Raw genomic sequence first — 25342 nt, 5'->3', positions numbered from 1 at the left:
TGCCGGGCGTCAGACCGCCTTGAGCTGCGGACGGATACGGCTGCGCGCCGCCGGGCGCCGGCTTGCCGGCCTGGTGCTGGCCTGCCAGTGCAGCAGCGAGTCGTGCAGCCGATCCAGCAGCAGGTTGAGCTGCTCCCAGTCGGCTTCGTCCAGTTCCTGGAACATCTGCTGTTCCAGTTCGCGGCCGATCTGCTCGCAGGTCTGCCAGACCTCCTGCCCGGCTGGGGTCAGGAACAGGCGGTGCACCCGGTTGTCCTGCGGATCCAGCGAACGCTGGATCAGGCCACGCTGCTCCAGGTCAGCCAGGTACTTGGACATCAGCGTCTTTTCCAGCACCAGGCGCTGGCCCAGCTCGGAAGCGGCCACGCCGGGCAGGGCGTGGATCAGGCGCAGCACCCGCAACTCGCGCACCCGCATGCCCACGGCCTTCTCGTAGCGCTGATCGGCGGCCTTGGTGGCCAGGGTCTTGATCAGATCCAGCTTGTAGGTCAGGTAGGGCTTGTCCGCAGACGCGCTGTCGGGCGATGCGGGGCGGGAAGAAGAGGGGGCAGACATGAGTACGACCGGATTACAGGAAACAGGAGCACAGCCTGAACTGCTTGCAGGCTGTTGCAACTTGCATACTAGTCCCGATCCCGGAACACGCCAAGAGCCCGCGCGGCATGCGTGGATAAAAATGAAGGGGACATGACATTTGCCATGGCCCCTGCGCCGTAGAAATGCGATTTATTTCAGGAAACTATCATTTGAGATAGCTTTCGGCAATCGCCACCCAATAGGCAGAACCAACCGGCAGCACCTTTTCGTCAAACACGTACATCGGGTGATGCACGTTATAGGTATCGCCATTGCCGACAAAGGCATAGACGCCAGGAATCTTCTCGGCATAGAAGGCAAAGTCCTCGCTGCCCATGAAGGTCGGGCCGGGATTCACCACCTGGTCCTCGCCCAGCAGCGCGCGCGCGATCTGCGTGCAGCGCTCGGTCTGTTCCGGGTTGTTGATCAGGATCGCGCCGGGAGGGCCTTCCTTGATCTCGGACTGGACGTTGTAGGCTTCGGCCGTGGCTTTGGTGATGGAACGGATCTTGTCCAGCACCATCTGGCGCGTTTCCGGCTTGCGCGTGCGCACGCTCAGGCGCAGCGTGGCATTTTGCGGAATCACGTTGCCGGCGTCACCCGACTGGAAGGCCCCCACGCTGACCACGGCGGCATCCATCGGTGCCACGTTGCGTGACACGATGGTCTGCAGCGACATCACCAGCGCGGCACCCGCCACCAGCGGGTCGATGCTCTTCTCGGGCATGGAGCCGTGGCTGCCGACCCCGGTCAGCACGATTTCCCAGTTGTCCACCGCGGCCATGATCGGGCCGGAGGTGAAATGCAGCTTGCCGGCCGGCAGGCCGGGCATGTTGTGCATGCCGAAGATGACGTCCATCGGGAACTTCTCGAGCAGGCCGTCGGCGATCATGCCGGGAGCGCCGGCCATGATTTCCTCGGCCGGCTGGAACACCAGGTTCAGCGTGCCGTTGAAGTTCTTCGTTTTCGCCAGGTATTCGGCAGCGCCCAGCAGCATCGCGCTGTGTGCGTCGTGGCCGCACATGTGCGACTTGCCGGCGATCTGGCTCTTGTAGGGCAGGTCGGCACCTTCCTGCACGGGCAGCGCGTCGGTATCGGCGCGCAGGCCGATGCTGGCCTGGCCATCGCCCACCTTCAGGCGAGCCACCACGCCGGTCTGGCCCAGGCCTTCGGTCACTTCATAGCCCCATTCGCGCAGCTTGCCGGCGATGTAGCTGGCGGCCACGGTTTCTTCAAATGCCAGGCCCGGGTGCTGGTGCAGGTAGTGGAAATGTTCCTGGATGCCGGCCTGGCCGGCGCTGATGGTGTCGAGAATCTGTTTCATGTTGGTATTCCTTGCTGGTGTGTGGGTTCCGGCCGGACAGCGTGCACCAGCGGCACGGCTGGCCGACCGTAGCGGGCGGCAGGCTCAGGCCTTCTTGCCCTTCGGGATGGTGCGCATGATGGAGATGATCGCCAGTACCACCATCAGCAGGTTGAATGCCAGGGCGATGATCGCTGCTTCACGGGTAGCCACGTTGTCCTGGCGGCCGACGAAGGTGATCACGCCTTCCAGCCAGTGGATGCTGTCGTTGTTGGCACGCAGGGCGGTGAAGATGGCGGCAGAGATCGCCACGCCGAAGGCACCGCCGAGGGAAGAGGCCATCTTGTAGATGCCGGCGCCGGAGCCAGCCTGGTCGGCAGGCAGGTTGGACAGGGCAGCGTCCGTGGACGGGGTGGCGTAGAAGGCCAGGCCGATACCGAACAGGATGTAGGCAACGATGGCCAGGTACTTGTAGTCTTCCAGCATGACGTTGGTCGGCATCAGCAGCAGGATCGACAGGCCGGTGATCAGGCAGCCCCACAGCATCGGCTTGCGGGAACCGAAGCGCTGCAGCAGTTTCTCGCCGACGCGGATGAAGGCAATGATGGCAATCGCATAACCCAGGGTCAGCATGCCGGCCTGCTGGGCGTTCAGGTTGCCGCCCAGCTGCACCAGTTGCAGGGATACGATCAGCATGCCGGCCACGCCGTTGAGCATGAAGTTGGAGATCGTGGCACCGGTGAAGATGCGGTTGTTGAACAGCTTGAAATCGATGAAGGCATGGCCGGCGCGGCTTTCCACGTAGAAGAAGAAGGCACCTGCGACCACGGTGATGGCCAGCATGGCCAGCATGGCGGGGCTGGCCCAGCCGTACTTGTTGCCCTGGGTCACCAGGATCTGCAGTGCCACCATGGTGACCATGAAGCTGACGATGCCAGCCAGGTCCAGCTTGGCGTTGCTGTTGCCCTGCACCTTGCTTTCAGGCGTGCCACGGATCATCAGCATGCCCAGCACCGACACGGCGGCACAGGCAAAGAAGATCGAGCGCCAGCCAAAGTTCTGCGTCATCAGGCCGCCAAACAGGGCGCACAGGCCGGAACCACCCCAGGAGCCGATCGACCACATGCTTACGGCACGCTGGCGCTCGGCACCGTCCCAGTAGCTCTTCACCAGCGCCAGGCTGGCCGGCATGATGCAGGCGGCGGAAACACCCTGGATGGCGCGACCCACCATCAGGAAGGGAATTGCCAGGGTGCCGGTGGGCGCCATGGCAATCATCAGGGCGCCGATAATGCTGAGGATGAAGCCCAGCATCATGATGCGCACGCGACCGACACGGTCGGCCAGGCCGCCCATCACCACGATGAACATGCCCGAGAACAGGGAAGTGATGGCCACGGCGATGTTCATCAGGTTGGAATCGATGCCGAGGTCTTTTTGCATGTCCGGTGCGATGTTGAGCGTGGTCTGGGCAAACAGCCAGAATGCGATCACGCCCATGATCATGCCGAACAGCAGCTTGTCGTTCCCCTTGTAGGGAACCGGAGAGGTTGCAGTGCTTGTCATGGAAGTCTCCTTGCAGGAGGTGAAGAGGGAGTTAATTGATTGAATTAATCAACAGTTGAAAATTTATACCTCTCGATGTTCGCCTGCAAGCCCTGTTTGCATGTTTCTTGATCCAGATCAAGAAAACACCCACGTCAGGCAAGGATATGCCCGGACGCCCCTGATGCCGGGCAGGCCATGCCGCCTGCTGCTGGCCTTGCGCATCGGAAAGACAGTAATATCCCTGCATGCCAGCCTGATGACAGCGCTGGCCCTGTCCACTCCGGCGCGCCACGCGCGTTGCCGCCACTCCTGCAGATTCCCATGACCATGATCCCCGCCACCATCCTCACCGGCTTCCTCGGCTCCGGCAAGACCACCCTGCTCAAGCGCATCCTGACCGAGGCGCACGGCCAGAAGATCGCCGTCATCGAGAACGAGTTTGGCGAGGAAAACATCGACAACGACATCCTGGTCTCCGATACCGACGAGCAGATCATCCAGATGAGCAACGGCTGCGTCTGCTGCACCATCCGCGATGATCTGCGCAACACGCTGACGCTGCTGGCGGCCAAGAAGCGCAAGGGCCTGCTCGATTTCGACCGTGTCGTGATCGAGACCACCGGCTTGGCCGACCCCGGCCCGGTGGCGCAGACCTTCTTTATGGACGACGAGGTTGCCGAGAACTACCTGCTCGACTCCATCGTCACGCTGGTCGATGCCAAGCACGCGCAGACGCAGCTGGACGAGCGCCTGGAAGCACAGCGCCAGGTCGGTTTTGCCGACCAGATCTTCGTCAGCAAGGCCGATCTGGTCAGCAAGCCCGAGCTGCACGACCTGCAGCACCGCCTGCAGCAGATGAACCCGCGTGCGCCGCAGAAGGTGGTGCACTTTGGCGAAGTGGCGCTGGACGAGGTGTTGGACCTGCGCGGCTTCAACCTGAACGCCACGCTGGACCTGTATCCCGAGTTCCTGCAGGAAGACGAGCACGACTATCACCACGATCATGACCATGCCGAAGGCTGCGACCACCAGCACGCCGAAGGCGAGGCCTGCAACCACCAGGGCCACGATCACGGTCATGAACATAAGCATGAGCATGGCCATGCACACGATTGCGACCACCACCACGCACCGGGCGAAGCCTGCAACCACCAGGGCCATGCACACCACCATCACCACGACGATGACGTGAAGAGCTTTGTCTACCGCGCCACGCGCCCGTTTGATCCGGCCAAGCTGGAAGACTTCCTCGGCGCCATCGTGCAGATCTATGGCCCCAAGATGTACCGCTACAAGGGCGTGCTCGACATGGTGGGCACCAATCGCAAGGTGATCTTTCAGGGCGTGCACCAGCTGATGGGCAGCGATCTGGGCCCGGAATGGGGCAAGGACGAAGTGCGCGAAAGCCGCATGGTGTTCATCGGCGTCGATCTGCCGCGCGAGATCCTGACGCAGGGACTGGACCAGAGCCTGAGCTGATATCGCACCGCAGCACAGGGGCTGGCTGGATACTTGTAGTGATTTACCCTAAAATCGCTGCGTTTTGCCCCCGAACATCGTTCAAAATGGCAAATTCCCCATGAAGCAGGCAGGGTTGCTTGCCGGCTTCGGGGTTCCCCTGCAGCTGTTCGCGGCTGCAGTTTGCGAGCAAGCTGTCTGCCGCCTTGGACAGACCACCGACATGAGCGAAGTATGCCCCTGAAAAAAGACGCCAAGCTGGCCAACAACTGGAAAAAGAAGTCTCCTGAAGAGTTGACCGATGCCGAAGTGCTGGCCATGCCGGATGCCGAGTACATGAACACCGCGCAGCTGGCCTTCTTCCGTCACAAGCTGTCCCTGCTGCGTGACGACATCCTGAGCAATGCCGGCAAGACCGCCGAAACCCTGCGCGAAGATGCCGTGGTCGTGCCCGATCCGGCCGACCGTGCCACCATCGAGGAAGAGCACGCACTGGAGCTGCGCACGCGTGACCGTGAGCGCAAGCTGCTGAAGAAGATCGAGCAGTCGATCGACCTGGTCGATTCCGGCGACTACGGCTACTGCGACGAAACCGGCGAGCCGATCGGCATCGGCCGCCTGCTGGCGCGCCCGACCGCCACGCTGTCGCTGGAAGCACAGCAGCGCCGCGAACTCAAGCAGAAAATGTTCGGCGACTGATGTCGCTGGCGCGCTTGCAAAGCCGCAGCGCGCCCCTATCTGTGCGGGGTTGATCAACTTTCTGTGGCCAGCCGGCAGCTGCTGTCGCTGGCTTTACCCCGCATGGAACAATTTCACGGAACCACCATCCTCAGCGTGCGTCGCCAGACGCCGCAAGGCCTGCAGGTCGCCATCGGCGGCGATGGCCAGGTCACGCTGGGCAATATCGTCGTCAAGGGTTCGGCCCGCAAGGTGCGCAAGCTCTACAACGGCCAGGTGCTGGCCGGTTTTGCTGGCGCCACCGCTGATGCCTTCACCCTGTTCGAGCGTTTCGAGGCCAAGCTGGAAAAATACCAGGGCAACCTGGTGCGCGCTGCCGTCGAACTGACCAAGGACTGGCGCACCGACCGCGTGCTGCGTCGCCTCGAGGCCATGCTGGCCGTGGCCAACAAGGATGCCTCCCTCATCATCACCGGCAATGGCGATGTGCTTGAGCCCGAGAAAGGCATTGTCGCCATCGGTTCCGGTGGTGCCTATGCCCAGTCGGCCGCGATCGCGCTGGTCGACCACACCGAGCTGTCGGCCGAAGAGGTGGTGCGCCGTTCGCTGGCGATTGCCGGCGAGTTGTGCATCTACACCAATATGCACCACACCATCGAGACGCTGGAATTCCCGGCCTGATGCCTCCCGCCGCGCCCGGTGGGCGCAGCCGTTCCCTTTTCCGATCTTTTCCGCAAGCAGGATCCCGAGCATGTCTGCCATGACCCCCCAGGAAATCGTGTCCGAACTGGACCGCTACATTGTTGGCCAGCAGCAGGCCAAGCGCGCCGTCGCCATTGCCATGCGCAACCGCTGGCGCCGCCAGCACGTGGACGAGAAGCTGCGTCCCGAAATCACGCCCAAGAACATCCTGATGATCGGCCCGACGGGTGTCGGCAAGACCGAGATCGCACGCCGGCTGGCACGCCTGGCCGATGCGCCTTTCATCAAGGTCGAGGCGACCAAGTTCACCGAAGTCGGCTACGTCGGCAAGGATGTCGATTCCATCATCCGCGACCTGGTCGAGGTGTCGGTCAAGCAGACGCGCGAACAGGCGGTGCAGCAGATGCGCAACCGCGCCCAGGACGCAGCCGAGGAGCGCATTCTGGATGCGCTGCTGCCGCAGGCGCGCCCGGTCGGCGACCAGCCGGCGCAACCCGCCGCCGACAACAGCACGCGCCAGCTGTTCCGCAAGAAGCTGCGCGAAGGCCAGCTGGACGACAAGGAAATCGAGATCGAGCTGGCCGAGGCTGCGGCACCGATGCAGATCATGGGTCCGTCTGGCATGGAAGAGATGACCGAGCAGCTGCGCGACATGTTCAGCCAGATGGGGCAGGGCCGCCGCAAGCTCAAGCGCGTCAAGGTCGCCGACGCGCTGCGCCAGCTGGTCGATGAAGAAGCCGGCAAGCTGGTGAACGAGGACGAGATCCGCAGCCAGGCGCTGGACAACGCCGAGCAGAACGGCATCGTGTTCCTGGACGAGATCGACAAGGTCGCTGGCAGTGCCGAGCGCAGTGGTGCCGATGTCTCGCGCCAGGGCGTGCAGCGCGACCTGCTGCCGCTGGTCGAGGGCACCACGGTCAGCACCAAGTACGGCATGATCAAGACCGATCACATCCTGTTCGTGGCCTCCGGTGCCTTCCACTTGAGCAAGCCGAGCGACCTGATCCCCGAGTTGCAGGGCCGTTTCCCGATCCGCGTCGAGCTGCAGAACCTGTCGGTGGAAGATTTCGAGGCGATCCTGAAGCAGACCCGCGCTTCGCTGGTCAAGCAGTACCAGGCGCTGCTGGCGACCGAGCAGGTCACGCTCGATTTCACCGACGAGGGCATTCGCCGTCTGGCGGTGATCGCGCATGACGTGAACGAGCGCACCGAAAACATCGGCGCGCGCCGCCTGGCAACGGTGATGGAACGCCTGCTGGACGAGGTCAGCTTTGATGCCAGCAACCGTGGCGGCCAGACCCTGGTGATCGATGCCGCCTATGTCGATCAGCGTCTGGGCGAGATCAGCCAGAACGAGGATTTGTCACGTTACATCCTGTAATGCCTGGAATTGTCTCAAGCCTTACATTGACTAGGTTCCGTAAGTGCTGGTAGTTGCAGGGATTTCCTTTCTGGAAATTCCCCGCTTGTTACCATAAGTTCTTGATTTCATTAAAAAATTCCGCCCACAGCAATTGTGGGCGGTGTCGTTTCCTGATACAGTGTTGAAAAGTGGGGAATAGTGGTGAGAAGTGTCATTCCACCTCCCTTTTCAGGCCGTTTTTCAGGAAATCACACCGTGTTGCTAGAGGGTGCCAGCACCATCGCCATCGACGCCAAGGGCAGGATCGCCATTCCTGCCCGGTATCGTGACGACCTTCAGCAGGTCTGCGAGAACAAGTTGCACATCACGCGCCATTTCCGTGAGGACTGCCTGTTGCTGTTTCCCGAGAATGAATGGCTGCAGTTCCGCGCCATGGTGGCGGCCTGGCCCAACTCGGCGGCCTGGCAAAAGCGCCGCATCCTGGGCAACGCCATGCCGGTCGAGCTCGACTCTGCCGGCCGTATCCTGTTGTCCCCTGACCTGCGCGAAGCCGCGCACATGGAGAAAGACGCCAAGTTCATCGGCAATGGCAGCCATTTCGAGATCTGGGATCTGGCGCTGTTCAAGGCCAAGGACGCAGAGGCTGACGAGCAGCCGCTGCCCGAGTTCTTGGACAACTTGTCGTTCTGAGGTGCGTTGTGCAGGCAGATTGGAAACACACCACAGTCATGCTGGGGGAGGCCGCCGAATTGCTGGTAGCCAACCCGTCCGGCCACTATGTCGATGGTACGTTTGGCCGCGGCGGGCACAGCCGCGCCATCCTGCAGTCGCTCAATGAGAGCGGCCGCCTGCTCGCCTTCGACAAGGATCCCGATGCGATCGCCGAAGCGCGCCTGATCGAGGACAGCCGTTTCGAGATCCGCCATGACAGCTTTGTTGCCATGGGCGAACTGCCGGCGCACAGTGTCGACGGCGTGCTGCTGGACCTGGGGGTGAGCTCCCCGCAAATCGACAACCCGGAGCGCGGTTTCTCGTTCCGCAATGATGGTCCGCTCGACATGCGGATGGATCCGACCCGTGGCGAAAGCGTGGCCGACTGGCTGGCAGATGCCGAAATCGACCAGATGACGGAGGTGATACGTGATTACGGCGAAGAACGGTTTGCTGCACAGATTGCAAAGGCGATTGCAGCTCGCCGACAGGAGCACGGGCCGCTCACGACCACCGCAGAGCTTGCCCAACTCGTGGCTGGCGCGGTCAAGACCCGCGAGCGTGGCCAGGATCCGGCAACGCGCACGTTTCAGGCTTTCCGGATTTTCATCAATGCTGAGCTCGAAGACCTGCAGCTGGCGCTGAATGCCGCCATGCGCATCCTGCGTCCGGGTGGTCGCCTGGTCGTCATCAGCTTTCACTCGCTGGAAGACCGCATCGTCAAGCAGTTCATGGCGCAGCATTCGCGCGAGGTGTTTGACCGCCGCATGCCGGCCGCCTTTGCCACCGCGCCCAAGCCGATGCCGCTGACCGATGTGCAGCGCCTGCGCCCGACGGCGCAAGAGGTGGAAGGCAACCCGCGTTCGCGCAGTGCCATCCTGCGCTGTGCCACCCGTACGGAGGCCTCGGCATGATCCGTACCCATCTGGCTCTGCTTGCTGCCGTGCTGGTCAGTGCCTTTTACCTGGTGCACCTGCAGTATGAATCGCGCACTGTCTATACCGACATGGACAAGGCACGCGCCGCCGCACGCAAGCTCGAGACCGAGCGTGACACGCTCGAGGTGCAGAAGCGCGCCCAGACCGCTGCCTTGCGTGTGCAGGGTATTGCACGTGGCCAGCTCGGCATGCGCGAGTCCAGTCCGGCCGTCACGCAATACGTGACGATCCGCAATGGCGTGGTCAGCCTGAGCACGCCGGTGGCCGACGTGAGCACCAACGCGCAGGGAGGCAGCCGATGAAACGCATTTTCGGCAGCCGCGATGACCGCATGGATCGCGCCCTGGAAAAAAGCCTGCGTGGGGCCACCAGCGTCAAGGCAGTACGCGAGCGCGCCATGGGTGCCAACCCGCTGCTCACCAGCCACACGCCGGCCTGGCGCAGCCGCCTGCTGGTCGCGCTGATGATGCTGGCCTTTGGCGTGATGATGGGCCGCGCCGCCTATGTGCAGATCATCGACAACGATTTCTTCCAGCGTCAGGGTCAGGTGCGCTTTGCCCGCACGCTGGAAATGCCGGCCAACCGCGGCCGCATCCTGGATCGCAACGGCCTGATCCTGGCTTCCAGCGTGCCGGCGCAAAGCATCTGGGCGATTCCCGAAGACATGGATCTGGAGGCGGATCGCGACAAGCTGAAGCAGATGGCCAGGCTGCTCGACATGCCGTTGGCCGATGTGGAAAAGCGCCTCAACGGCAAGAACCGCACCTTCGTCTACCTGCGGCGCCAGATTGACGAGGATGTGGCCAAGAAGATCATGGATCTGGAGATCGAAGGCGTCTACCAGCGCAAGGAATACCGTCGCCAATACCCTGAGGGTGAGGCCGTGGCGCACATCGTCGGCTTCACCGACGTCGAGGACAAGGGCCAGGAGGGCATGGAGCGCACCTTCAACGCGCAGCTGGCTGGCGAGGCCGGTTCGCGTCGCGTGCTCAAGGACCGCCTGGGCCGCGTGATCGAAGGCGTGGGCGAGGAAGTACCGCCGATGGACGGCCAGGACATCCACCTGACGATCGACAGCAAGGTGCAGTACTTTGCCTGGCAGAAGCTGCGCGATGCCGTGACCGAAAGCGACGCCAAGGGTGGCAGCGTAGTCGTGCTGGACGTGCAGACCGGCGAGGTGTTGGCGCTGGCCAACTACCCGAGCTATGACCCGAACAATCGCCGCAACCTGACCGGCGAGCAGCTGCGCAACCGCGCCCTGACCGATATCTACGAGCCGGGCTCGACCATCAAGCCGGCCCTGGTGGCGCAGGCGCTGGAGCTGGGCCGCGTCAACCCGCAGACCGCCATCCATGTCGGCAACGGCCGCATGAGCATGGGCGGCCACACCATCAGCGATACCCACAGCTACGGCACGCTGACGGTGCAGGGCGTGATCCAGAAGTCGAGCAACGTCGGCATGGTCAAGATCGCCGACCGCCTGAGTTCCGAGGAAATGTGGCAGAACTACACGGCGCTCGGCCTGGGCCAGAAACCGGATCTGCCGTTCCCGGGCATTGCTGCCGGCCGCGTGCGCAACTACAAGTCCTGGCGTCCGGTTGAGAAGGCCACCATGAGCTATGGCTACGGCCTGTCGGCCAGCCTGTTCCAGCTGTCGCGCGTCTATTCCGTGTTCGCACGGGACGGCGTGCTGATGCCGGTCAGCATGGTGCGCAAGGGCGCGGTGGACGAAAGCGGCAAGTTCCAGCCCTCCAATCCCGAGGAAGGCAAGCGCGTCTACAGCAGCAAGGTCGCCAGGGAAGTGATGCACATGCTGCAGATGGTGAGCCTGCCCGGCGGTACCGCCACGCGCTCGCAGACCGTGGGCTACTCGGTCGGCGGCAAGACCGGTACCGCGCGCAAGCAGGAAGGCCGTGGCTATGCCGACCGCAAGTACCGCGCCTCCTTTGTCGGCGTGTCGCCGATCGAGTCGCCGCGCATCGTGGTCGGCGTGATGATCGACGAGCCGCGCTCCAGCATCTACGGCGGTATCGTGGCCGCCCCGGTCTTCAGCGACGTGGTGCAGCAGACGCTGCGCATCCTGGGCGTACAGCCTGACATGACGGTGCAGCCCCAGGTGGTGGCGGCCGATGACGAGGCAGCCAAGGAGGTGACCCCATGAGCCGACACCTTTCCCTGCCGATCCTGACAACTGCTGCTGATGCCGCCGCCTGGCTGCGTCAGCATACGGCTATCTTGTGCACCGACAGCCGCAAGGTGCAGGCCGGCAACGGCTTTATCGCCTGGCCGGGTGCTGCGCACGATGCGCGTGCCCATGTGCTGGGCGCGCTGCAACAAGGCGCTTCGGCCTGCCTGGTCGAGGCCGAAGGTGTCGAGGCATTCGATTTCATGCAGCCGCAGCATCAGCCGCTGGTGCAGGGCCGCGTCGCCTGCGTGCCGGGTCTGCGCCGCCTGACTGGCCAGATCGCCGACCTGTTCTACGGCGAGCCGTCGAGCCAGCTGCAGATCGTGGCGGCGACCGGCACCAATGGCAAGACCAGCACCTCCTGGTGGCTGGCGCAGGCGCTGGCACGCGTGCCGGAAGCCACGGCTGGCTGTGCCCTGGTGGGCACGCTGGGCGTCGGCCGTTTCGTGCAGAACCGCGCCGAACTGCACTACACCGGCATGACCACGCCGGACCCGGTGCTGCTGCAAGGCCTGCTGCATGACAGCGTGGAACAGGGCGTGCGTTACTGCGCCATGGAGGCCTCCTCCATCGGCGTGGCGGAACATCGCCTGGATGGCGTGCGCATCGCCGTGGCGCTGTTCACCAATTTCACCCAGGACCACCTGGACTACCACGGCACCATGGAAGCCTACTGGCAGGCCAAGCGTGCGCTGTTCGACTGGCCGGGCCTGCGCGCCGCCGTGATCAACCTGGACGATGCGTTTGGCGTCACGCTGGCACAGGAGCTGGCCGACAGCGGCCTGGACCTGTGGACCGTGTCCTGCGAGGATGGCCGCACGGCGCGCCTGCAGGCATCGGATATCCGCTATGCCGATGACGGCCTGGTGTTCCAGCTGCACGAAGCCGGCGCACCGGCGCTGGAACTGCGTACCGCGCTGATCGGCCAGTACAACGTCTCCAACATGCTGGGCGTGATCGCCTCGATGCGCGCGCTTGGCATCAGCTTGCAGGCTGCCGTGGCTGCCTGTACCGGCCTGCTGCCGGTGCCGGGTCGCATGGAGTGCCTGCCGGCCGACGGTCAGCCGCTGGCGGTGGTCGATTACGCCCACACCCCCGATGCGCTGGAAAAGGCGCTGCAGGCGCTGCAGCCATTGGCGCAGCAACGCGGCGGCCGCCTCTGGTGCGTGTTCGGCTGCGGTGGCGATCGTGATCCGGTCAAGCGCCCGCTGATGGGGCGTGCCGCCGAAGCCGCCTGCGACCAGCTGCTGGTCACCAGCGACAACCCGCGCAGCGAAGATCCGCAGCGCATCATCGGCCAGGTCGTGGCCGGCCTGCAGCAGCCGGCCCAGGCGCGCGTGGAACCGGATCGTGCCCGCGCTATTGCGCTGGCCCTGCAACAGGCAGCGCTGCAGGATGTGGTGCTGATCGCCGGCAAGGGCCACGAGGATTATCAGGATATTCAGGGCGTGAAACTGCCCTTCAAGGATCAGGAACAGGTGCAGATGGCACAACAACAACGCCTGCAGGCAGGCGTCACGGAAGGGGAGCAGGCATGAGCACGACTCCCATGATGAGCTTGCAACAGGCAGCCGGCTGGCTGCCGCAGTCGCGCCTGCAGGGCGATGGCAACACGCCGCTGCTGCGCGTGCATACCGATACCCGCACGCTGCAGGCCGGCGACCTGTTCGTGGCGCTGCAGGGCGAGCGCTTTGACGCCAACGATTTTCTGGCGCAGGCACGTGATGCCGGCGCCGCCGCCGCGCTTTGTCATGCCGGCAAGCTCGATGGTCTGGGCTGGAACGGTCTGGAAGTGGCCGATACGCGCCTGGCGCTGGGCCAGCTGGCTGCCGGCTGGCGCAGCCAGTTCCAGCTGCCGCTGATTGCCGTGACTGGCAGCAATGGCAAGACCACCGTGACCCAGATGCTGGCCAGCATCCTGCGTGCCGCGGCTGGCGACGCCGCGTTTTCCACCCAGGGCAACCTGAACAACGACATCGGCGTGCCGATGACGCTGCTGCGCCTGCGTGACAGCCACCGTCTGGCGGTGATCGAGCTGGGCATGAACCATCCCGGCGAAATTGCCGGCCTGGCGGCCATGGCAGCCCCCACTGTGGCGCTGGTCAACAACGCGCAGCGCGAGCACCAGGAATTCATGGGCACCGTCGAGGCCGTTGCGCGCGAGAACGGCTGCGTCATCAGCGCGCTGCCGGCCGATGGCATCGCCGTCTACCCGGCCGATGAGGAGTACACCCCGATCTGGCGCGAGCTGGCCGGCGAACGCCCCGGCCTGTGCTTTGGCGAAAGTGCCGCCTGTGGCGCCCAGGTATTTGCCACGGCCACGGCCTGGCAGGGCGATCACTGGCAGGTCGAAGCCGCCACGCCGCAAGGCACACTGGCGTTCCGCCTGCACGTGGCTGGTCGCCACAACATCCGCAACGCGCTGGCGGCTGTCGCCTGCGCCCAGGCCGCTGGCGTGCCGCTGGCGCAGATCGCCGAAGGCCTGAACGCCTTCGAGCCGGTCAAGGGCCGCTCGCGCGCGCTGCAGCTGCAATGGCAGGGCCGCGCGCTGACCGTGGTGGATGACAGCTACAACGCCAATCCCGATTCCGTGCGCGCAGCCATCGAGGTGTTGCGTGAGCTGCCGGCACCACGTGTGCTGGTGCTGGGCGACATGGGCGAAGTCGGCGACCAGGGCGAGGCCTTCCATATCGAGATCGGCCAGTTTGCGCAGCAGCAGGGCATCGAGCACCTGTTCACGCTGGGCGAGTTGGCACGCCATGCCGCGGGCCAGCATGCCGGCGCGCAGCACTGTGGTGACAGTGCGCAGGACATGCCGACGCTTTTGCAGGCCTTGCCGCCGGTGCTGGCGCAGGCCGGCAGTGTGCTGGTGAAGGGATCGCGCTTCATGCAGATGGAGCGTGTGGTCGAGCTGCTGATGCAGGAACAACAACAAGAAAAGGACGCGACATGCTGCCAGCACTGACCCAATGGCTTCTGGAACTGTATCCGGAGTACGGATTCCTGCGGGTGTTCCAGTACCTGACTTTCCGCGCCGTGATGGGCGCCATGACGGCCCTGATCATCGGCCTGCTGGCTGGCCCGTGGGTGATCCGCAAGCTGCGTGAACTGAAGATCGGCCAGCCGGTGCGCGGTTATGCCATGGAAACGCACCTGAGCAAGAGCGGTACGCCGACCATGGGTGGCGTGCTGGTGCTGCTGTCCATCACCCTTTCCACGCTGCTGTGGATGAACCTGTCCAACCGCTTCATCTGGATCGTGCTGGTGGTGATGATCGGCTTTGGCGCGATTGGCTGGGCCGATGACTGGCGCAAGGTGGTGCGCAAGGATCCGGAAGGCATGCCCTCGCGCGAGAAGTTCCTGTGGCAGACCATCATCGGCGTGCTGGCCGCGTTCTACCTGATGTTCAGCATTTCCGAGACCAGCAACTACCGCGTGCTGATGCTGGTCTATGACTGGATCAGCTCCGGCTTCTCCATCAGCCTGCCGCCGGCGGCCAGCCTGCTGGTGCCGTTCTTCAAGGAAATCAGCTATCCGCTGGGCGTGGTCGGCTTCCTGGTGCTGACCTTCATCGTGATTGTCGGCAGCAGCAACGCCGTCAACCTGACCGACGGCCTGGATGGCCTGGCGATCATGCCGGTGGTGATGGTCGGTTCGGCGCTGGGCGTGTTTGCCTACGTCACCGGCAGCAGCGTGTTTTCCAACTACCTGTACCTGCCGCATATTCCGGGCGCCGGCGAGCTGCTGGTGTTCTGCGCCGCCATGGCCGGTGCCGGCCTGGCTTTCCTCTGGTTCAACGCGCATCCGGCGCAGGTGTTCATGGGTGACGTCGGCGCGCTGGCGCTGGGCGGTGCCCTCGGCACCATTGCCGTGATCGTGCGCCAGGAGATCGTGCTCGCCATCATGGGCGGCATCTTCGTCGTCGAAGCGCTGTCGGTGATGCTGCAGGTGAGCTACTTCAAGTACACCAAGAAGCGTACCGGTACTGGCAAGCGCCTGTTCAAGATGGCGCCGCTGCACCACCATTTCGAAAAGAATGGCTGGCGTGAAACCCAGGTCGTGGTGCGCTTCTGGATCATCACCATGCTGCTGATCCTGGTCGGCCTCACCACGCTGAAGCTGAGGTAAGCCATGACGATGCATTCCAGCCTTCACGGTCAACGCGTCCTGGTCCTGGGACTCGGCATTTCCGGCCTGTCCATGGCGCGCTGGTGCGCGCGGCAGGGCGCCGATGTGGTCGTAGCCGACAGCCGTGAAGCCCCGCCGAATCTGGATCGCCTGCGTCAGGATGTGCCGCAGGCGCAGTTCGTCAGTGGCCCGCTGACCGAGGCGCTGCTGGAAAACGGCCAGATCCGCGCCGTCTTCATCAGCCCCGGCCTGTCGCCACAGGCGGTGGCCGCCGTGGCTGAACCGGCACGCGCTATTGGCCTGTGGGTGGGCGGTGAGCTGGACCTGTTTGCCCATGCGCTGCGCCAGTTGCAGCAGGATCAGGGCTATGCGCCGCAGGTGCTGGGCATTACCGGCACCAATGGCAAGACGACCGTTACCTCGCTGACCACGCAGTTGCTGGATCGCGCTGGCCTGCGCGTGGCCATGGCCGGCAATATCGGTCCGGCCCTGCTCGATACCCTGGCTGGCTTTATCGACGGCGGCGAACTGCCGGAAGCCTGGGTGCTGGAGTTGTCCAGCTTCCAGCTGAACGACTGCACCCGCTTTGAACCGACTGCGGCCACCATTCTCAATGTGTCGCAGGACCACCTGGACTGGCACGGCGGCATGGATGCCTACGTGCAGGCCAAGGCGCATGTGTTTGGCCAGCAGGGCACGGCGGTACTGAACCGTGACGACGCGCTGGTGATGGCGCTGCTGCCGCAGCTGGTGCCGGAACCGGTCAAGCCGGCCAAGGGCCAGCCGGCCGCCACGGCGCGCAACTGGACCAGCTTCGGCATGGACTTGCCGCAGCGCCCGGGCGATTTCGGCCTGGAAGACGTCAACGGCATGCTGTGGCTGGTGCGCGCTGCCGAAACAGAAGACAACGGCGGCAGCCGCCGTCGTGCGGCCGAGCCGGAACCGCTGCATATCCAGCGCCTGATGCCTGCCGATGCGCTGCGTATCCGTGGCCGCCACAATGCCAGCAACGCCCTGGCCGCACTGGCGCTGGCCGTGCAGACCGGTGCCGCGCTGGCACCGATGCTGTTCGGCCTGCGCGAATACCGTGGCGAGCCGCATCGGGTCGAGCCGGTCGGCATCGTCGATGGCGTCGAGTATTTTGATGACAGCAAGGGCACCAACGTCGGTGCCACGCTGGCCGCCCTGAATGGCCTGGGCCCGGATCGCCGTCTGCTGGTGATCTTGGGTGGCGATGGCAAGGGCCAGGATTTCAGTCCGCTGGCCGATCCGGTCCAGCGCTACGCGCGCAGCGTGCTGCTGATCGGCAAGGATGCCGGACAGATCGCCGCCGCGCTGCAGCATACCGGTGTGCCGATCACGCACGCCAGTTCGCTGGAACAGGCGGTCGAACTGGCCGCCGGACAGGCGCAGCAGGGCGATGCGGTGCTGCTGTCGCCGGCCTGCGCCAGCATGGACATGTTCAAGGATTACGCGCACCGCGCCCAGGTGTTCTGCCAGGCCGTGGAACAGCTGGCCGAGGCGCGCGGCATGTCGCTGGAGGGTCGCGCATGAGTGCCGTTCTGCCCGGACAAGACAGCCGCAAGGGCTGGAAGGATCGTCTGCCCTGGGGTCGCCAGGCCGAGGACAGCGTGCCGGTGCGCATGCCCGGCTCGCGCGCCCGCGTGTCGCAGCAGCCGATCAACCTGCAGATCGTCGACCAGGCCCTGATCTGGGTCGTGGCGGCGCTGGTGCTGTGGGGCCTGGTGATGGTCTACTCGGCCTCGATCGCCATGTCCGACAACCCGCGCTTTGCCAACTACGCCGAATACCACTTCGTGCTGCGCCACTGCATCTCGATCGTGATCGGTACGGCCGTGGCCATCCTGGCGTTCCAGGTGCCGATCAGCACCTGGGAAAAGTGGGCACCCTGGTTGTTCCTCGGCGCGATTGCGTTGCTGATCGCGGTGCTGATCCCGGGTATCGGCAAGGGCGTGAATGGTGCGCGCCGCTGGATCTCGCTCGGCATCATGAACTTCCAGCCGTCCGAGCTGGCCAAGCTGGCCATGGCGATCTACGCCGCCGACTACATCCGCCGCAAGATGGACGTCCAGGAGCGCGAGCGCAACATGGGCGAGATCAAGCGCTTCGTGCACGCGGTGATGCCGATGGCGATTGCCGCAGGCGGCGTCGGCGTGCTGCTGATGCTGGAGCCCGACATGGGCGCCTTCATGGTGATCGCCGTGATCGCCATGGGCGTGCTGTTCCTGGGCGGCGTCAATGCCAGGATGTTCTTCCTGATCGCCGGCATCCTGGTCGGCATGTTCGGCCTGATCATCGCCTCCTCGCCCTGGCGTCGCGAGCGCGTGTTCGCCTATCTGGATCCGTTCAGCGAGGAACATGCGCTGGGCAAGGGCTACCAGTTGTCGCACGCGCTGATCGCGATCGGCCGTGGCGAATTCAGCGGTGTCGGCCTGGGTGGCAGCGTCGAGAAGCTGCACTGGCTGCCCGAGGCGCATACCGACTTCCTGCTGGCCGTGATCGGCGAGGAATTCGGCTTTGTCGGCCTGGTGATCCTGATCGTGCTGTTCTTCTGGCTGACGCGCCGCATCATTCGCATCGGTCGCCAGGCGATCGTGATGGATCGCGTGTTTGCCGGCCTGCTGGCGCAGGGCGTGGCGATCTGGATCGGTTTCCAGGCGCTGATCAATATCGGCGTGAACCTGGGCGCGCTGCCGACCAAGGGCCTGACGCTGCCGCTGATGAGCTATGGCGGCTCGGCGATCCTGATGAATCTGGTGGCGCTGGCCGTGGTGCTGCGCATCGATTACGAAAACCGCATGCTGATGAAAGGGGGCAGCCTGTGAAAGAACAGGGACGCAAGACCGCGCTGGTGATGGCCGGCGGCACCGGCGGACACATCTTCCCGGGCCTGGCCGTGGCGGAGGCGCTGCGTGCGCGCGGCTGGAATGTGCACTGGCTGGGCAAGCCGGACAGCATGGAAAGCGACAAGGTGCCGGCGCGCGGCTTTGCCTTCGAACCGGTGGAGTTTGGTGGCGTGCGCGGCAAGGGCCTGGGCACGCTGCTGCGCCTGCCGTTCAACCTGGCACGCGCGATCCGCGCCAGCCGCGCGGTGATCGACCGCGTGCAGCCCGATGTCGTGATCGGCATGGGTGGCTACATCACGGCACCGGCCGGCATTGCCGCCGCGCTGAACGCCAAGCCCCTGATCCTGCACGAGCAGAACTCGGTGCCAGGCATGGCCAACAAGCTGCTGTCGCGCTTTGCGCGCCGCGTGTTCACGGCTTTCCCTAATGTGTTCGAGCAGACCAGCGGCAAGCCCGATGCGCGCAACGGCAAGGTGCAGTGGATCGGCAACCCGTTGCGCGAGCCTTTCCTGGCGCAGGCCGAGCCGGCCCAGCGCTTTGCCGGCCGCAGCGGTCCGCTGAAACTGCTGGTGGTGGGCGGCAGCCTGGGTGCCAAGGCCCTCAACGACACGGTGCCGCAGGCACTGGCGCTGATCGATCCGGCCGAGCGCCCGCTGGTGGCGCACCAGAGTGGCGAAAAGCAGCTGCAGGCGCTGCAGGCGGCTTACGCCGAGGCCGACGTCGATGCTGCTTTGCTGCCGTTTATCGATGACACGGCGCAGGCCTTTGGCGAAGCCGACATCATCGTCTGCCGCTCCGGTGCCAGCACCGTGACCGAGCTGGCGGCTGTTGGCGCGCCGGCGCTGTTCGTGCCGTTCCCGTTCGCGGTCGATGACCACCAGACCACCAACGCCCGTTTCCTGGTGGACCAGGGCGGTGGCTGGCTGATGCAGCAGAGCGAGCTGACGCCGGAAAAACTGGCAGATTTCCTGCGCGGCCTGACGCGCGAAGAGCTGCTGGACAAGGCGCAGCACGCCAAGAAGATGGAAAAACGCATGGCCACGGGCGCAATCGTGGCCGCCTGTGAGGAGTTCGCTGCATGAAGCACGCTGTAGACAGCATCCATTTCGTCGGAGTCGGTGGCTCCGGCATGAGCGGCATCGCCGAAGTCCTGGCCAACCTGGGTTACCGCGTGTCCGGCTCCGACCTGGCCGACAACGCGACCACGCGCCGCCTGGCCAGTCTGGGCATCCGTACCTTCGTTGGCCATGCGGCCGGCAATATCCAGGGCGCTGACGTGGTGGTGACCTCTACCGCGGTCAAGGCCGACAACCCGGAAGTCATCGCCGCACGCGAGAAGCGCATCCCGGTGGTGCCGCGCGCCATGATGCTGGCCGAGTTGATGCGCCTGCGCAAGGGCATCGCCATTGCCGGCACGCACGGCAAGACCACGACCACCAGCCTGGTCGCCAGCGTGCTGCACGAGGCCGGTCTGGATCCGACTTTCGTCATTGGTGGCCGCCTGAACAGCGCCGGTGCCAACGCGCGCCTGGGCAGCGGCGAGTACATCGTGGCCGAAGCGGATGAATCCGACGCCTCCTTCCTGAACCTGTCGCCGATCATGGCGGTTGTCACCAATATCGATGCCGACCACATGGAAACCTACGGCCACGACTTCAACAACCTGAAGCGCGCCTTTGTCGATTTCCTGCATCGCATGCCGTTCTATGGCCGTGCCATGCTGTGCGTGGACAGCCCGGCCGCGCGTGACATCCTGGAGCAGGTGGGCTGCCCGGTCACCACCTATGGCATGTCCGAGGAAGCCCAGGTGCGCGCCGTCAACGTGCGCGCCGACCACGGCCAGATGCGCTTTACCGTGCAGCGTCGCGATGACGACGGTGCATCCTACGGTCCGGATCTGGAAATCTGCCTGAACCTGCCCGGCGAGCACAACGTGCAGAACGCGCTGTCGGCGGTGGGCGTGGCGATGGCGCTGAATATCCCCGATGCGGCGCTGCTCAAGGCGCTGGAAGAGTTCAAGGGCGTGGGTCGCCGCTTCCAGCGCTACGGCGAGGTGCCGGCGCAAGGCGGCGGCAGCTTCACGCTGATCGACGACTACGGCCACCACCCGGTGGAAATGGCGGCCACGCTGGCGGCCGCCCGTGGCGCCTTCCCGGACAAGCGCCTGATCCTGGCGTTCCAGCCGCACCGCTTCAGCCGCACGCGCGACTGTTTCGAGGATTTCGTCAAGGTGCTGGGTCGTTCCGACCTGGTGCTGCTGTCCGAGGTCTATGCGGCCGGCGAAGAGCCGATCGTGGCCGCTGACGGTCGTGCCCTGATGCGCGCGTTGCGCGTGGCCGACCAGGTCGAGCCGATGTTTGTCGAGAACATCCAGGACATGCCCGACACCATCCTGCGCACGGCGCGTGATGGCGATGTGGTGCTGTGCATGGGTGCCGGATCCATCGGTGCCGTGCCGGCCAAGGTGGTGGCGCTGGCCAAGGACAAGGAGCAGGCATGAGCTTCGTGATTCCGACCGATGTGAAAGCGCTGGGCAAGGTCGCCGTGCTGATGGGCGGTCGCTCGGCCGAGCGCGAGATTTCGCTGCGCTCCGGCAATGGCGTGCTGCAGGCACTGCGCAGCCAGGGCGTGGACGCGCATCCGTTTGATCCGGCCGAGCGTGAGCTGGCCGAACTCAAGCGTGAAGGCTTTGACCGCTGCTTCGTGGCGCTGCATGGCCGCTACGGCGAAGACGGCACGGTGCAAGGCGCGCTCGAGCTGCTCGGCATTCCGTATACCGGCTCCGGCGTGATGGCCTCCAGCGTAGGCATGGACAAGGTCATGACCAAGCGCATCTGGCTGCACGAGAACCTGCCGACGCCGCGCTACCTGCAGCGCCCGTCGCGCGCGTTGCGTGATCCGGCCGCACAACAGGCGCTGGCCGAACAGGCCGTGGCCGAACTCGGCCTGCCGATGATCGTCAAGGCACCGCACGAGGGCTCCTCGATCGGTGTCTACAAGGTGCATGACCTGGCCGAGACGCTGGAAGCGATCCGCCAGGTGGCAGCCATCGACAATGCCGTGCTGTGCGAGAACCTGATCGTGGGCGAGGAACTGACCTGCCCGATCCTCGGTACTGGCGACCAGGCGCGTGCGCTGCCGATGGTGCGCATCGTGGCACCGGGCGGCGACTACAACTACGAACAGAAGTACTTCACCGACGAGGTGCAGTACCAGTGCCCGAGCGGCTTGCCGGCCGAGCTGGAGGCGCTGATCCAGAAAGAGGCGCTGGAAGCCTATCTGGCGCTGGGTTGCCGCGGCTGGGGCCGTGTCGACGTGATGCTGCGCGCCGAAGACCAGCAGCCCTTCCTGCTCGAGATCAACACTTCGCCCGGCATGACTGACCACTCGCTGGTGCCGATGTCGGCACGCGTGTCCGGTATTGACTACCCGCAGCTCTGCCTGTTGCTGCTGGCCTGGGCCAGCCTCGACAACCAGCCGGCGGCTGGCGCCTGAAAGGACGATAGCGCATGAACGCCCAGCAAGCCCCCGCCATCTCGATGACCAACATCAAGCTGATGAACGCAGCCGCCTCGCTGCTGTTCGGCCTGGTGCTGCTCGCCGCGGTGGCGACCCTGCTGTGGTGGTTCGCCCGGTTGCCGATGTTTGCGCTGTCCGGCATCAGCGTGACCGGGCAGACCGCGCACAGCTCGGTCTATGTGCTGCGCAACCAGGTGGTGCCGCAGCTGCAGGGCAATTTCTTCTCGGTCAATCTGGAACAGGTACGTGAGCTGTTCCAGGAGCAGCCCTGGGTGCGCCGTGCCGTGGTGCGCCGCGAATTCCCGAGCCGCCTGAGCGTGCACCTGGAAGAACACCAGGAAGTGGCGCTGTGGGGCAGCCAGGAGCAGGGCTACCGCCTGGTGGACCGCTACGGCGAAGTGTTCGATGCCAGCCCGGACGAGGCAGTGGCCCAGGACATGCCCGAGCTGCATGGCCCGGACGAGCTGTCGCCACAGGTGCTGCTGATGTATGGCCGGCTGGAGCCGCTGTTTGCGCCGGTGCAATCGCATATCACCGGGCTGACGCTGGAGCCGCGCGGCAACTGGACGCTGGTCCTGAACCGCAGCACCACGATCAACCTGGGCAGCGGCACCGAACAGGAACTGGCCACGCGCATCCAGCAGTTCATCCAGACGATCGACCAGGTCGCGGCCCAGTATGGCCGCAGCTTCGCCGATCTGCAGTATGCGGACCTGCGCTACAAGACGGGCTACGCGATCCGGCTCAAGGGCATCACCACGGTAGATGCCACACCTAGCAAGAAGACATGAACATGGCAAAAGAATACAAGGATCTCGTCGTAGGGTTGGATATCGGCACCAGCAAGATCATGGCGGTGGTGGCCGAGGTGCAGCCTGACGCCACGCTCAAGGTGCTGGGCATGGGCGTTGCGCCCAGCAACGGCATGAAGCGCGGCGTGGTGGTCAACATCGAAGGCTGCGTGCAGAGCATCCAGCAGGCGGTGCGCGAGGCCGAAATGATGGCGGCCTGCAAGATCACCCACGTCACCACCGGTATCACCGGCAGCCATATCCGTGGCCGCAATTCGGTGGGCATGGTGGCGGTGCGTGATCGCGAAGTCAGCCCGACCGATGTCGCCAAGGTGCTGGAAACGGCGCGTGCGATCAACATCAGCACCGACCAGCGCCTGCTGCAGATCGAACCGCAGGAATTCGTCATCGACGGCCAGGAGGTGAAGGAACCGATCGGTATGAGCGGCATCCGCCTGGAGTCCAAGGTGCACATCGTCACCTGCGCCCATAGCGCGGCCGAGAACATCCTGAAATGCGTGCGTCGCTGCGGCCTGGAAGTGGGCCAGCTGATGGTGAACCCGCTGGCGGCCAGCCTGTCGGTGCTGACCGAGGACGAGCGCGAGCTGGGCGTGGTGCTGGTCGACATTGGCGCCGGCACCACCGACATCGCCGTGTTTGCCGGCGGCACGATCCGCCACACGGCGGTGCTGCCGGTGGCTGGCGAGCTGATCACCAGCGATATCGCCATGGCGCTGCGCACGCCGACCGAAGACGCGGAAGACATCAAGCTGCAGAACGGCTGCGCCAAGCAGCTGATGGCCGATCCGGAAACGCATATCGAAGTCGCCGGCCTGAGTGGCCGCCCGCCGCGCTTGCTGAGCAAGCAGGTGTTGGCCGGCGTGATCGAGCCGCGCGTGGAAGAGATTTTTTCGCTGGTGCAGAAGGAAGTGCAGGGCTCCGGCTTTGAACACCTGGTGTCGTCCGGCGTGGTGCTGACCGGCGGCAGCGCCGTGATGCCGGGCATGGTCGAGCTGGGCGAGGACATCTTCCTCAAGCCGGTACGCGTAGGCACGCCGGGCTACCGTGGCGCGCTGGCCGACATGGTGTCGCAGCCGCGTGCCGCTGTCGTCATGGGCATGCTCGAGGACATGCGCATGTCGCAGCTGCGCGAGCACACCAATATCCGCAAGAAGGACGCGTCCATGAAGGGCGTGTTCGGCCGCATCAAGGATCTGATCGTGAGGAACTTCTGATGCAGCACGCCGATTTGATTCGCCGCAAGGCAAGCCCCGACAGGCTCTAAACGTCACCACAGGCAAACCAAGGTATTTTTTACTCAAGCAAGGAGAGTACAGATGGGCATCGAAATGATCGAAACCGAAGAGTTCCACGCAGGCACCCAGATCAAGGTGATGGGCGTGGGTGGCGGCGGCGGCAACGCCGTGCAACACATGATCGAGAGCGGCGTGCAGGGCGTGGAATTCATCTGCGCCAACACCGACGGCCAGGCACTGGCCCGCAGCTCGGCACACCGCGTGATCCAGCTCGGCACGACCGGCCTGGGCGCTGGCAGCAAGCCCGAGAAGGGCCGTGATTGCGCCGAAGTCGCGGTCGAGGAGATCCGCTCTGCCATCGAAGGCTCTCACATGCTGTTCCTGACGGCCGGCATGGGCGGCGGTACCGGTACTGGTGCAGCGCCCGTGATTGCCCGTGTGGCACGCGAAATGGGCATCCTGACCGTGGGCGTGGTGACCAAGCCCTTCGAGTGGGAAGGTGGCCGCCGCATGACCAACGCCGATTCCGGCGTGTCCGAACTGGAAGCCAACGTCGATTCCCTGATCGTGGTGCTGAACGAGAAGCTGCAGGAAGTGCTGGGCGATGACGTGACCCAGGAAGAGGCCTTTGCCCATGCCAACGACGTGCTGAAGAACGCTGTCGGCGGTATCGCTGAAATCATCAACGTGCCCGGCCATGTGAACGTCGACTTCGAGGACGTGAAGACCGTGATGGGCGAGCCCGGCAAGGCCATGATGGGTACCGCCACCGCCAGCGGCCCGGACCGTGCCCGCATCGCTGCCGAGCAGGCCGTGGCCTGCCCGCTGCTGGAAGGCATCGACCTGTCCGGCGCCAAGGGCGTGCTGGTGCTGATCACCGCAGCCCAGGGCAGCCTGAAGCTGAAGGAATCGCAGCTGGCCATGAACACCATCCGTGCCTACGCTTCCCCGGACGCCCACGTGATCTACGGTACCGCCTACGACCAGAACATGGGCGACGACCTGCGCGTGACCGTGGTTGCCACTGGCCTGAGCCGCCAGCAGGCGCAGCGCCAGAATGTGCCGATGCAGGTCATCAGCAACCGTACAGGTACTGATGACATGCCGGTGTACGTCAACACCAACAGCATGCCGCAAGCCGCTGCGATGCCGACCATGAGCGGCGTGGCGCCGTCCGGTGGCATGGGTGCCAGCGTGTGGGGCAGCAGCCGTGGCGTGGACCGCACCCATGCGGCCGAACGCGTCGACAAGCTGGCTTCCAGCGGCATGGACGATTTCGAGATTCCGGCCTTCCTGCGCAAGCAGGCAGACTGATCTGC

At 64.6% G+C, this 25342-nt stretch carries 22 protein-coding genes; 19 read left to right on the top strand and 3 right to left on the bottom strand.

The window, feature by feature from the left end:
• Positions 1-9: 9 nt before the first annotated feature.
• The 3 genes from ACI3EV_RS11260 to ACI3EV_RS11250 all read right to left on the bottom strand — a co-directional run bounded on the left by ACI3EV_RS11260 (position 10) and on the right by ACI3EV_RS11250 (position 3445).
• Positions 10-555 carry a MarR family transcriptional regulator gene (locus ACI3EV_RS11260; RefSeq protein ID WP_329769669.1) on the bottom strand — a complete coding sequence of 182 codons (546 nt, stop codon included), beginning with the start codon at positions 553-555 and terminating at the stop codon, positions 10-12.
• A gap of 187 nt (positions 556-742) precedes the next feature.
• Positions 743-1900 carry a M20 aminoacylase family protein gene (locus ACI3EV_RS11255; protein ID WP_329769668.1) on the bottom strand — a complete coding sequence of 386 codons (1158 nt, stop codon included), beginning with the start codon at positions 1898-1900 and terminating at the stop codon, positions 743-745.
• Positions 1901-1984: 84 nt separating this feature from the next.
• Positions 1985-3445, bottom strand: a complete 1461-nt coding sequence (locus tag ACI3EV_RS11250) for an MFS transporter (RefSeq protein WP_329769667.1) — start codon at positions 3443-3445, stop codon at positions 1985-1987.
• 303 nt (positions 3446-3748) lie between these two features.
• Between ACI3EV_RS11250 and ACI3EV_RS11245 the strand changes: the two genes are divergently transcribed.
• The 19 genes from ACI3EV_RS11245 (at position 3749) to ftsZ (ending at position 25337) form a co-directional block, all read left to right on the top strand.
• Positions 3749-4906, top strand: a complete 1158-nt coding sequence (locus ACI3EV_RS11245) for a GTP-binding protein (RefSeq protein ID WP_329769666.1) — start codon at positions 3749-3751, stop codon at positions 4904-4906.
• 213 nt (positions 4907-5119) lie between these two features.
• On the top strand, positions 5120-5584 hold the full coding sequence (gene dksA, locus ACI3EV_RS11240) for an RNA polymerase-binding protein DksA (protein ID WP_329769665.1): 465 nt from the start codon (positions 5120-5122) through the stop codon (positions 5582-5584).
• Positions 5585-5686: 102 nt separating this feature from the next.
• A complete protein-coding gene (hslV, locus tag ACI3EV_RS11235; RefSeq protein ID WP_329769664.1) occupies positions 5687-6244 on the top strand; it encodes an ATP-dependent protease subunit HslV in 558 nt (185 codons plus the stop codon).
• A gap of 70 nt (positions 6245-6314) precedes the next feature.
• Positions 6315-7646: an ATP-dependent protease ATPase subunit HslU gene (hslU, locus tag ACI3EV_RS11230; RefSeq protein ID WP_329769663.1), complete on the top strand. Its 1332-nt coding sequence runs from the start codon at positions 6315-6317 to the stop codon at positions 7644-7646.
• A 237-nt stretch (positions 7647-7883) separates the two neighbouring features.
• Positions 7884-8318: a division/cell wall cluster transcriptional repressor MraZ gene (locus ACI3EV_RS11225; RefSeq protein WP_405197996.1), complete on the top strand. Its 435-nt coding sequence runs from the start codon at positions 7884-7886 to the stop codon at positions 8316-8318.
• 8 nt (positions 8319-8326) lie between these two features.
• Positions 8327-9253, top strand: a complete 927-nt coding sequence (gene rsmH, locus ACI3EV_RS11220) for a 16S rRNA (cytosine(1402)-N(4))-methyltransferase RsmH (protein WP_329769661.1) — start codon at positions 8327-8329, stop codon at positions 9251-9253.
• Positions 9250-9579: a cell division protein FtsL gene (ftsL, locus tag ACI3EV_RS11215; protein WP_329769659.1), complete on the top strand. Its 330-nt coding sequence runs from the start codon at positions 9250-9252 to the stop codon at positions 9577-9579. The genes rsmH and ftsL overlap by 4 nt, the downstream gene beginning before the upstream one ends.
• Before the next feature lie 95 nt (positions 9580-9674).
• Positions 9675-11438, top strand: a complete 1764-nt coding sequence (locus ACI3EV_RS11210; protein ID WP_337691868.1) for a penicillin-binding protein 2 — start codon at positions 9675-9677, stop codon at positions 11436-11438.
• Complete coding sequence (locus ACI3EV_RS11205) at positions 11435-13000, top strand: UDP-N-acetylmuramoyl-L-alanyl-D-glutamate--2,6-diaminopimelate ligase (RefSeq protein ID WP_337691817.1); 1566 nt, start codon at positions 11435-11437, stop codon at positions 12998-13000. Before ACI3EV_RS11210 ends, ACI3EV_RS11205 begins: the two co-directional genes overlap by 4 nt.
• An 11-nt stretch (positions 13001-13011) precedes the next feature.
• Positions 13012-14427, top strand: a complete 1416-nt coding sequence (gene murF / locus ACI3EV_RS11200; protein ID WP_337691869.1) for a UDP-N-acetylmuramoyl-tripeptide--D-alanyl-D-alanine ligase — start codon at positions 13012-13014, stop codon at positions 14425-14427.
• The gene (gene mraY, locus ACI3EV_RS11195) at positions 14412-15590 is read left to right on the top strand and encodes a phospho-N-acetylmuramoyl-pentapeptide-transferase (protein ID WP_337691818.1); all 1179 of its coding nucleotides are present in this window, start codon (positions 14412-14414) and stop codon (positions 15588-15590) included. The genes murF and mraY overlap by 16 nt, the downstream gene beginning before the upstream one ends.
• Positions 15591-15593: 3 nt before the next feature.
• Positions 15594-17144 carry a UDP-N-acetylmuramoyl-L-alanine--D-glutamate ligase gene (murD, locus tag ACI3EV_RS11190; protein ID WP_337691819.1) on the top strand — a complete coding sequence of 517 codons (1551 nt, stop codon included), beginning with the start codon at positions 15594-15596 and terminating at the stop codon, positions 17142-17144.
• Positions 17141-18436 (top strand): putative lipid II flippase FtsW, encoded by a 1296-nt coding sequence (ftsW, locus tag ACI3EV_RS11185; protein ID WP_337691820.1) that lies wholly within the window; start codon positions 17141-17143, stop codon positions 18434-18436. The genes murD and ftsW overlap by 4 nt, the downstream gene beginning before the upstream one ends.
• 29 nt (positions 18437-18465) lie before the next feature.
• The gene (murG, locus tag ACI3EV_RS11180) at positions 18466-19539 is read left to right on the top strand and encodes an undecaprenyldiphospho-muramoylpentapeptide beta-N-acetylglucosaminyltransferase (RefSeq protein WP_329769815.1); all 1074 of its coding nucleotides are present in this window, start codon (positions 18466-18468) and stop codon (positions 19537-19539) included.
• A complete protein-coding gene (murC, locus tag ACI3EV_RS11175; RefSeq protein ID WP_337691821.1) occupies positions 19536-20957 on the top strand; it encodes a UDP-N-acetylmuramate--L-alanine ligase in 1422 nt (473 codons plus the stop codon). Before murG ends, murC begins: the two co-directional genes overlap by 4 nt.
• Positions 20954-21952 carry a D-alanine--D-alanine ligase gene (locus tag ACI3EV_RS11170; protein WP_337691822.1) on the top strand — a complete coding sequence of 333 codons (999 nt, stop codon included), beginning with the start codon at positions 20954-20956 and terminating at the stop codon, positions 21950-21952. Before murC ends, ACI3EV_RS11170 begins: the two co-directional genes overlap by 4 nt.
• Positions 21953-21966: 14 nt before the next feature.
• Positions 21967-22767: a cell division protein FtsQ/DivIB gene (locus tag ACI3EV_RS11165; RefSeq protein ID WP_329769648.1), complete on the top strand. Its 801-nt coding sequence runs from the start codon at positions 21967-21969 to the stop codon at positions 22765-22767.
• Positions 22768-22769: 2 nt separating this feature from the next.
• Positions 22770-24002, top strand: a complete 1233-nt coding sequence (gene ftsA, locus ACI3EV_RS11160; protein WP_329769647.1) for a cell division protein FtsA — start codon at positions 22770-22772, stop codon at positions 24000-24002.
• 102 nt (positions 24003-24104) lie between these two features.
• A complete protein-coding gene (ftsZ, locus tag ACI3EV_RS11155; protein WP_329769645.1) occupies positions 24105-25337 on the top strand; it encodes a cell division protein FtsZ in 1233 nt (410 codons plus the stop codon).
• Positions 25338-25342: the final 5 nt, after the last annotated feature.

This window comes from Allobrachymonas wangyanguii (genome assembly GCF_045055315.1).
Lineage (GTDB): Bacteria > Pseudomonadota > Gammaproteobacteria > Burkholderiales > Burkholderiaceae_C > Brachymonas > Brachymonas wangyanguii.
This window is presented reverse-complemented; position numbering and strand designations above follow the sequence as displayed.

Excerpts from the sequence above, each read along its gene's own strand:
- ACI3EV_RS11260 (WP_329769669.1), bottom strand. The coding sequence starts at position 555 with ATGTCTGCCCCCTCTTCTTCCCGCCCCGCATCGCCCGACAGCGCGTCT.
- ACI3EV_RS11255 (WP_329769668.1), bottom strand. The coding sequence starts at position 1,900 with ATGAAACAGATTCTCGACACCATCAGCGCCGGCCAGGCCGGCATCCAG.
- ACI3EV_RS11250 (WP_329769667.1), bottom strand. The coding sequence starts at position 3,445 with ATGACAAGCACTGCAACCTCTCCGGTTCCCTACAAGGGGAACGACAAG.
- ACI3EV_RS11245 (WP_329769666.1), top strand. The coding sequence starts at position 3,749 with ATGACCATGATCCCCGCCACCATCCTCACCGGCTTCCTCGGCTCCGGC.
- dksA (WP_329769665.1), top strand. The coding sequence starts at position 5,120 with ATGCCCCTGAAAAAAGACGCCAAGCTGGCCAACAACTGGAAAAAGAAG.
- hslV (WP_329769664.1), top strand. The coding sequence starts at position 5,687 with ATGGAACAATTTCACGGAACCACCATCCTCAGCGTGCGTCGCCAGACG.
- hslU (WP_329769663.1), top strand. The coding sequence starts at position 6,315 with ATGTCTGCCATGACCCCCCAGGAAATCGTGTCCGAACTGGACCGCTAC.
- ftsL (WP_329769659.1), top strand. The coding sequence starts at position 9,250 with ATGATCCGTACCCATCTGGCTCTGCTTGCTGCCGTGCTGGTCAGTGCC.
- ACI3EV_RS11210 (WP_337691868.1), top strand. The coding sequence starts at position 9,675 with ATGGGTGCCAACCCGCTGCTCACCAGCCACACGCCGGCCTGGCGCAGC.
- ACI3EV_RS11205 (WP_337691817.1), top strand. The coding sequence starts at position 11,435 with ATGAGCCGACACCTTTCCCTGCCGATCCTGACAACTGCTGCTGATGCC.
- murF (WP_337691869.1), top strand. The coding sequence starts at position 13,012 with ATGATGAGCTTGCAACAGGCAGCCGGCTGGCTGCCGCAGTCGCGCCTG.
- mraY (WP_337691818.1), top strand. The coding sequence starts at position 14,412 with ATGCTGCCAGCACTGACCCAATGGCTTCTGGAACTGTATCCGGAGTAC.
- murD (WP_337691819.1), top strand. The coding sequence starts at position 15,594 with ATGACGATGCATTCCAGCCTTCACGGTCAACGCGTCCTGGTCCTGGGA.
- ftsW (WP_337691820.1), top strand. The coding sequence starts at position 17,141 with ATGAGTGCCGTTCTGCCCGGACAAGACAGCCGCAAGGGCTGGAAGGAT.
- murG (WP_329769815.1), top strand. The coding sequence starts at position 18,466 with ATGGCCGGCGGCACCGGCGGACACATCTTCCCGGGCCTGGCCGTGGCG.
- murC (WP_337691821.1), top strand. The coding sequence starts at position 19,536 with ATGAAGCACGCTGTAGACAGCATCCATTTCGTCGGAGTCGGTGGCTCC.
- ACI3EV_RS11170 (WP_337691822.1), top strand. The coding sequence starts at position 20,954 with ATGAGCTTCGTGATTCCGACCGATGTGAAAGCGCTGGGCAAGGTCGCC.
- ACI3EV_RS11165 (WP_329769648.1), top strand. The coding sequence starts at position 21,967 with ATGAACGCCCAGCAAGCCCCCGCCATCTCGATGACCAACATCAAGCTG.
- ftsA (WP_329769647.1), top strand. The coding sequence starts at position 22,770 with ATGGCAAAAGAATACAAGGATCTCGTCGTAGGGTTGGATATCGGCACC.
- ftsZ (WP_329769645.1), top strand. The coding sequence starts at position 24,105 with ATGGGCATCGAAATGATCGAAACCGAAGAGTTCCACGCAGGCACCCAG.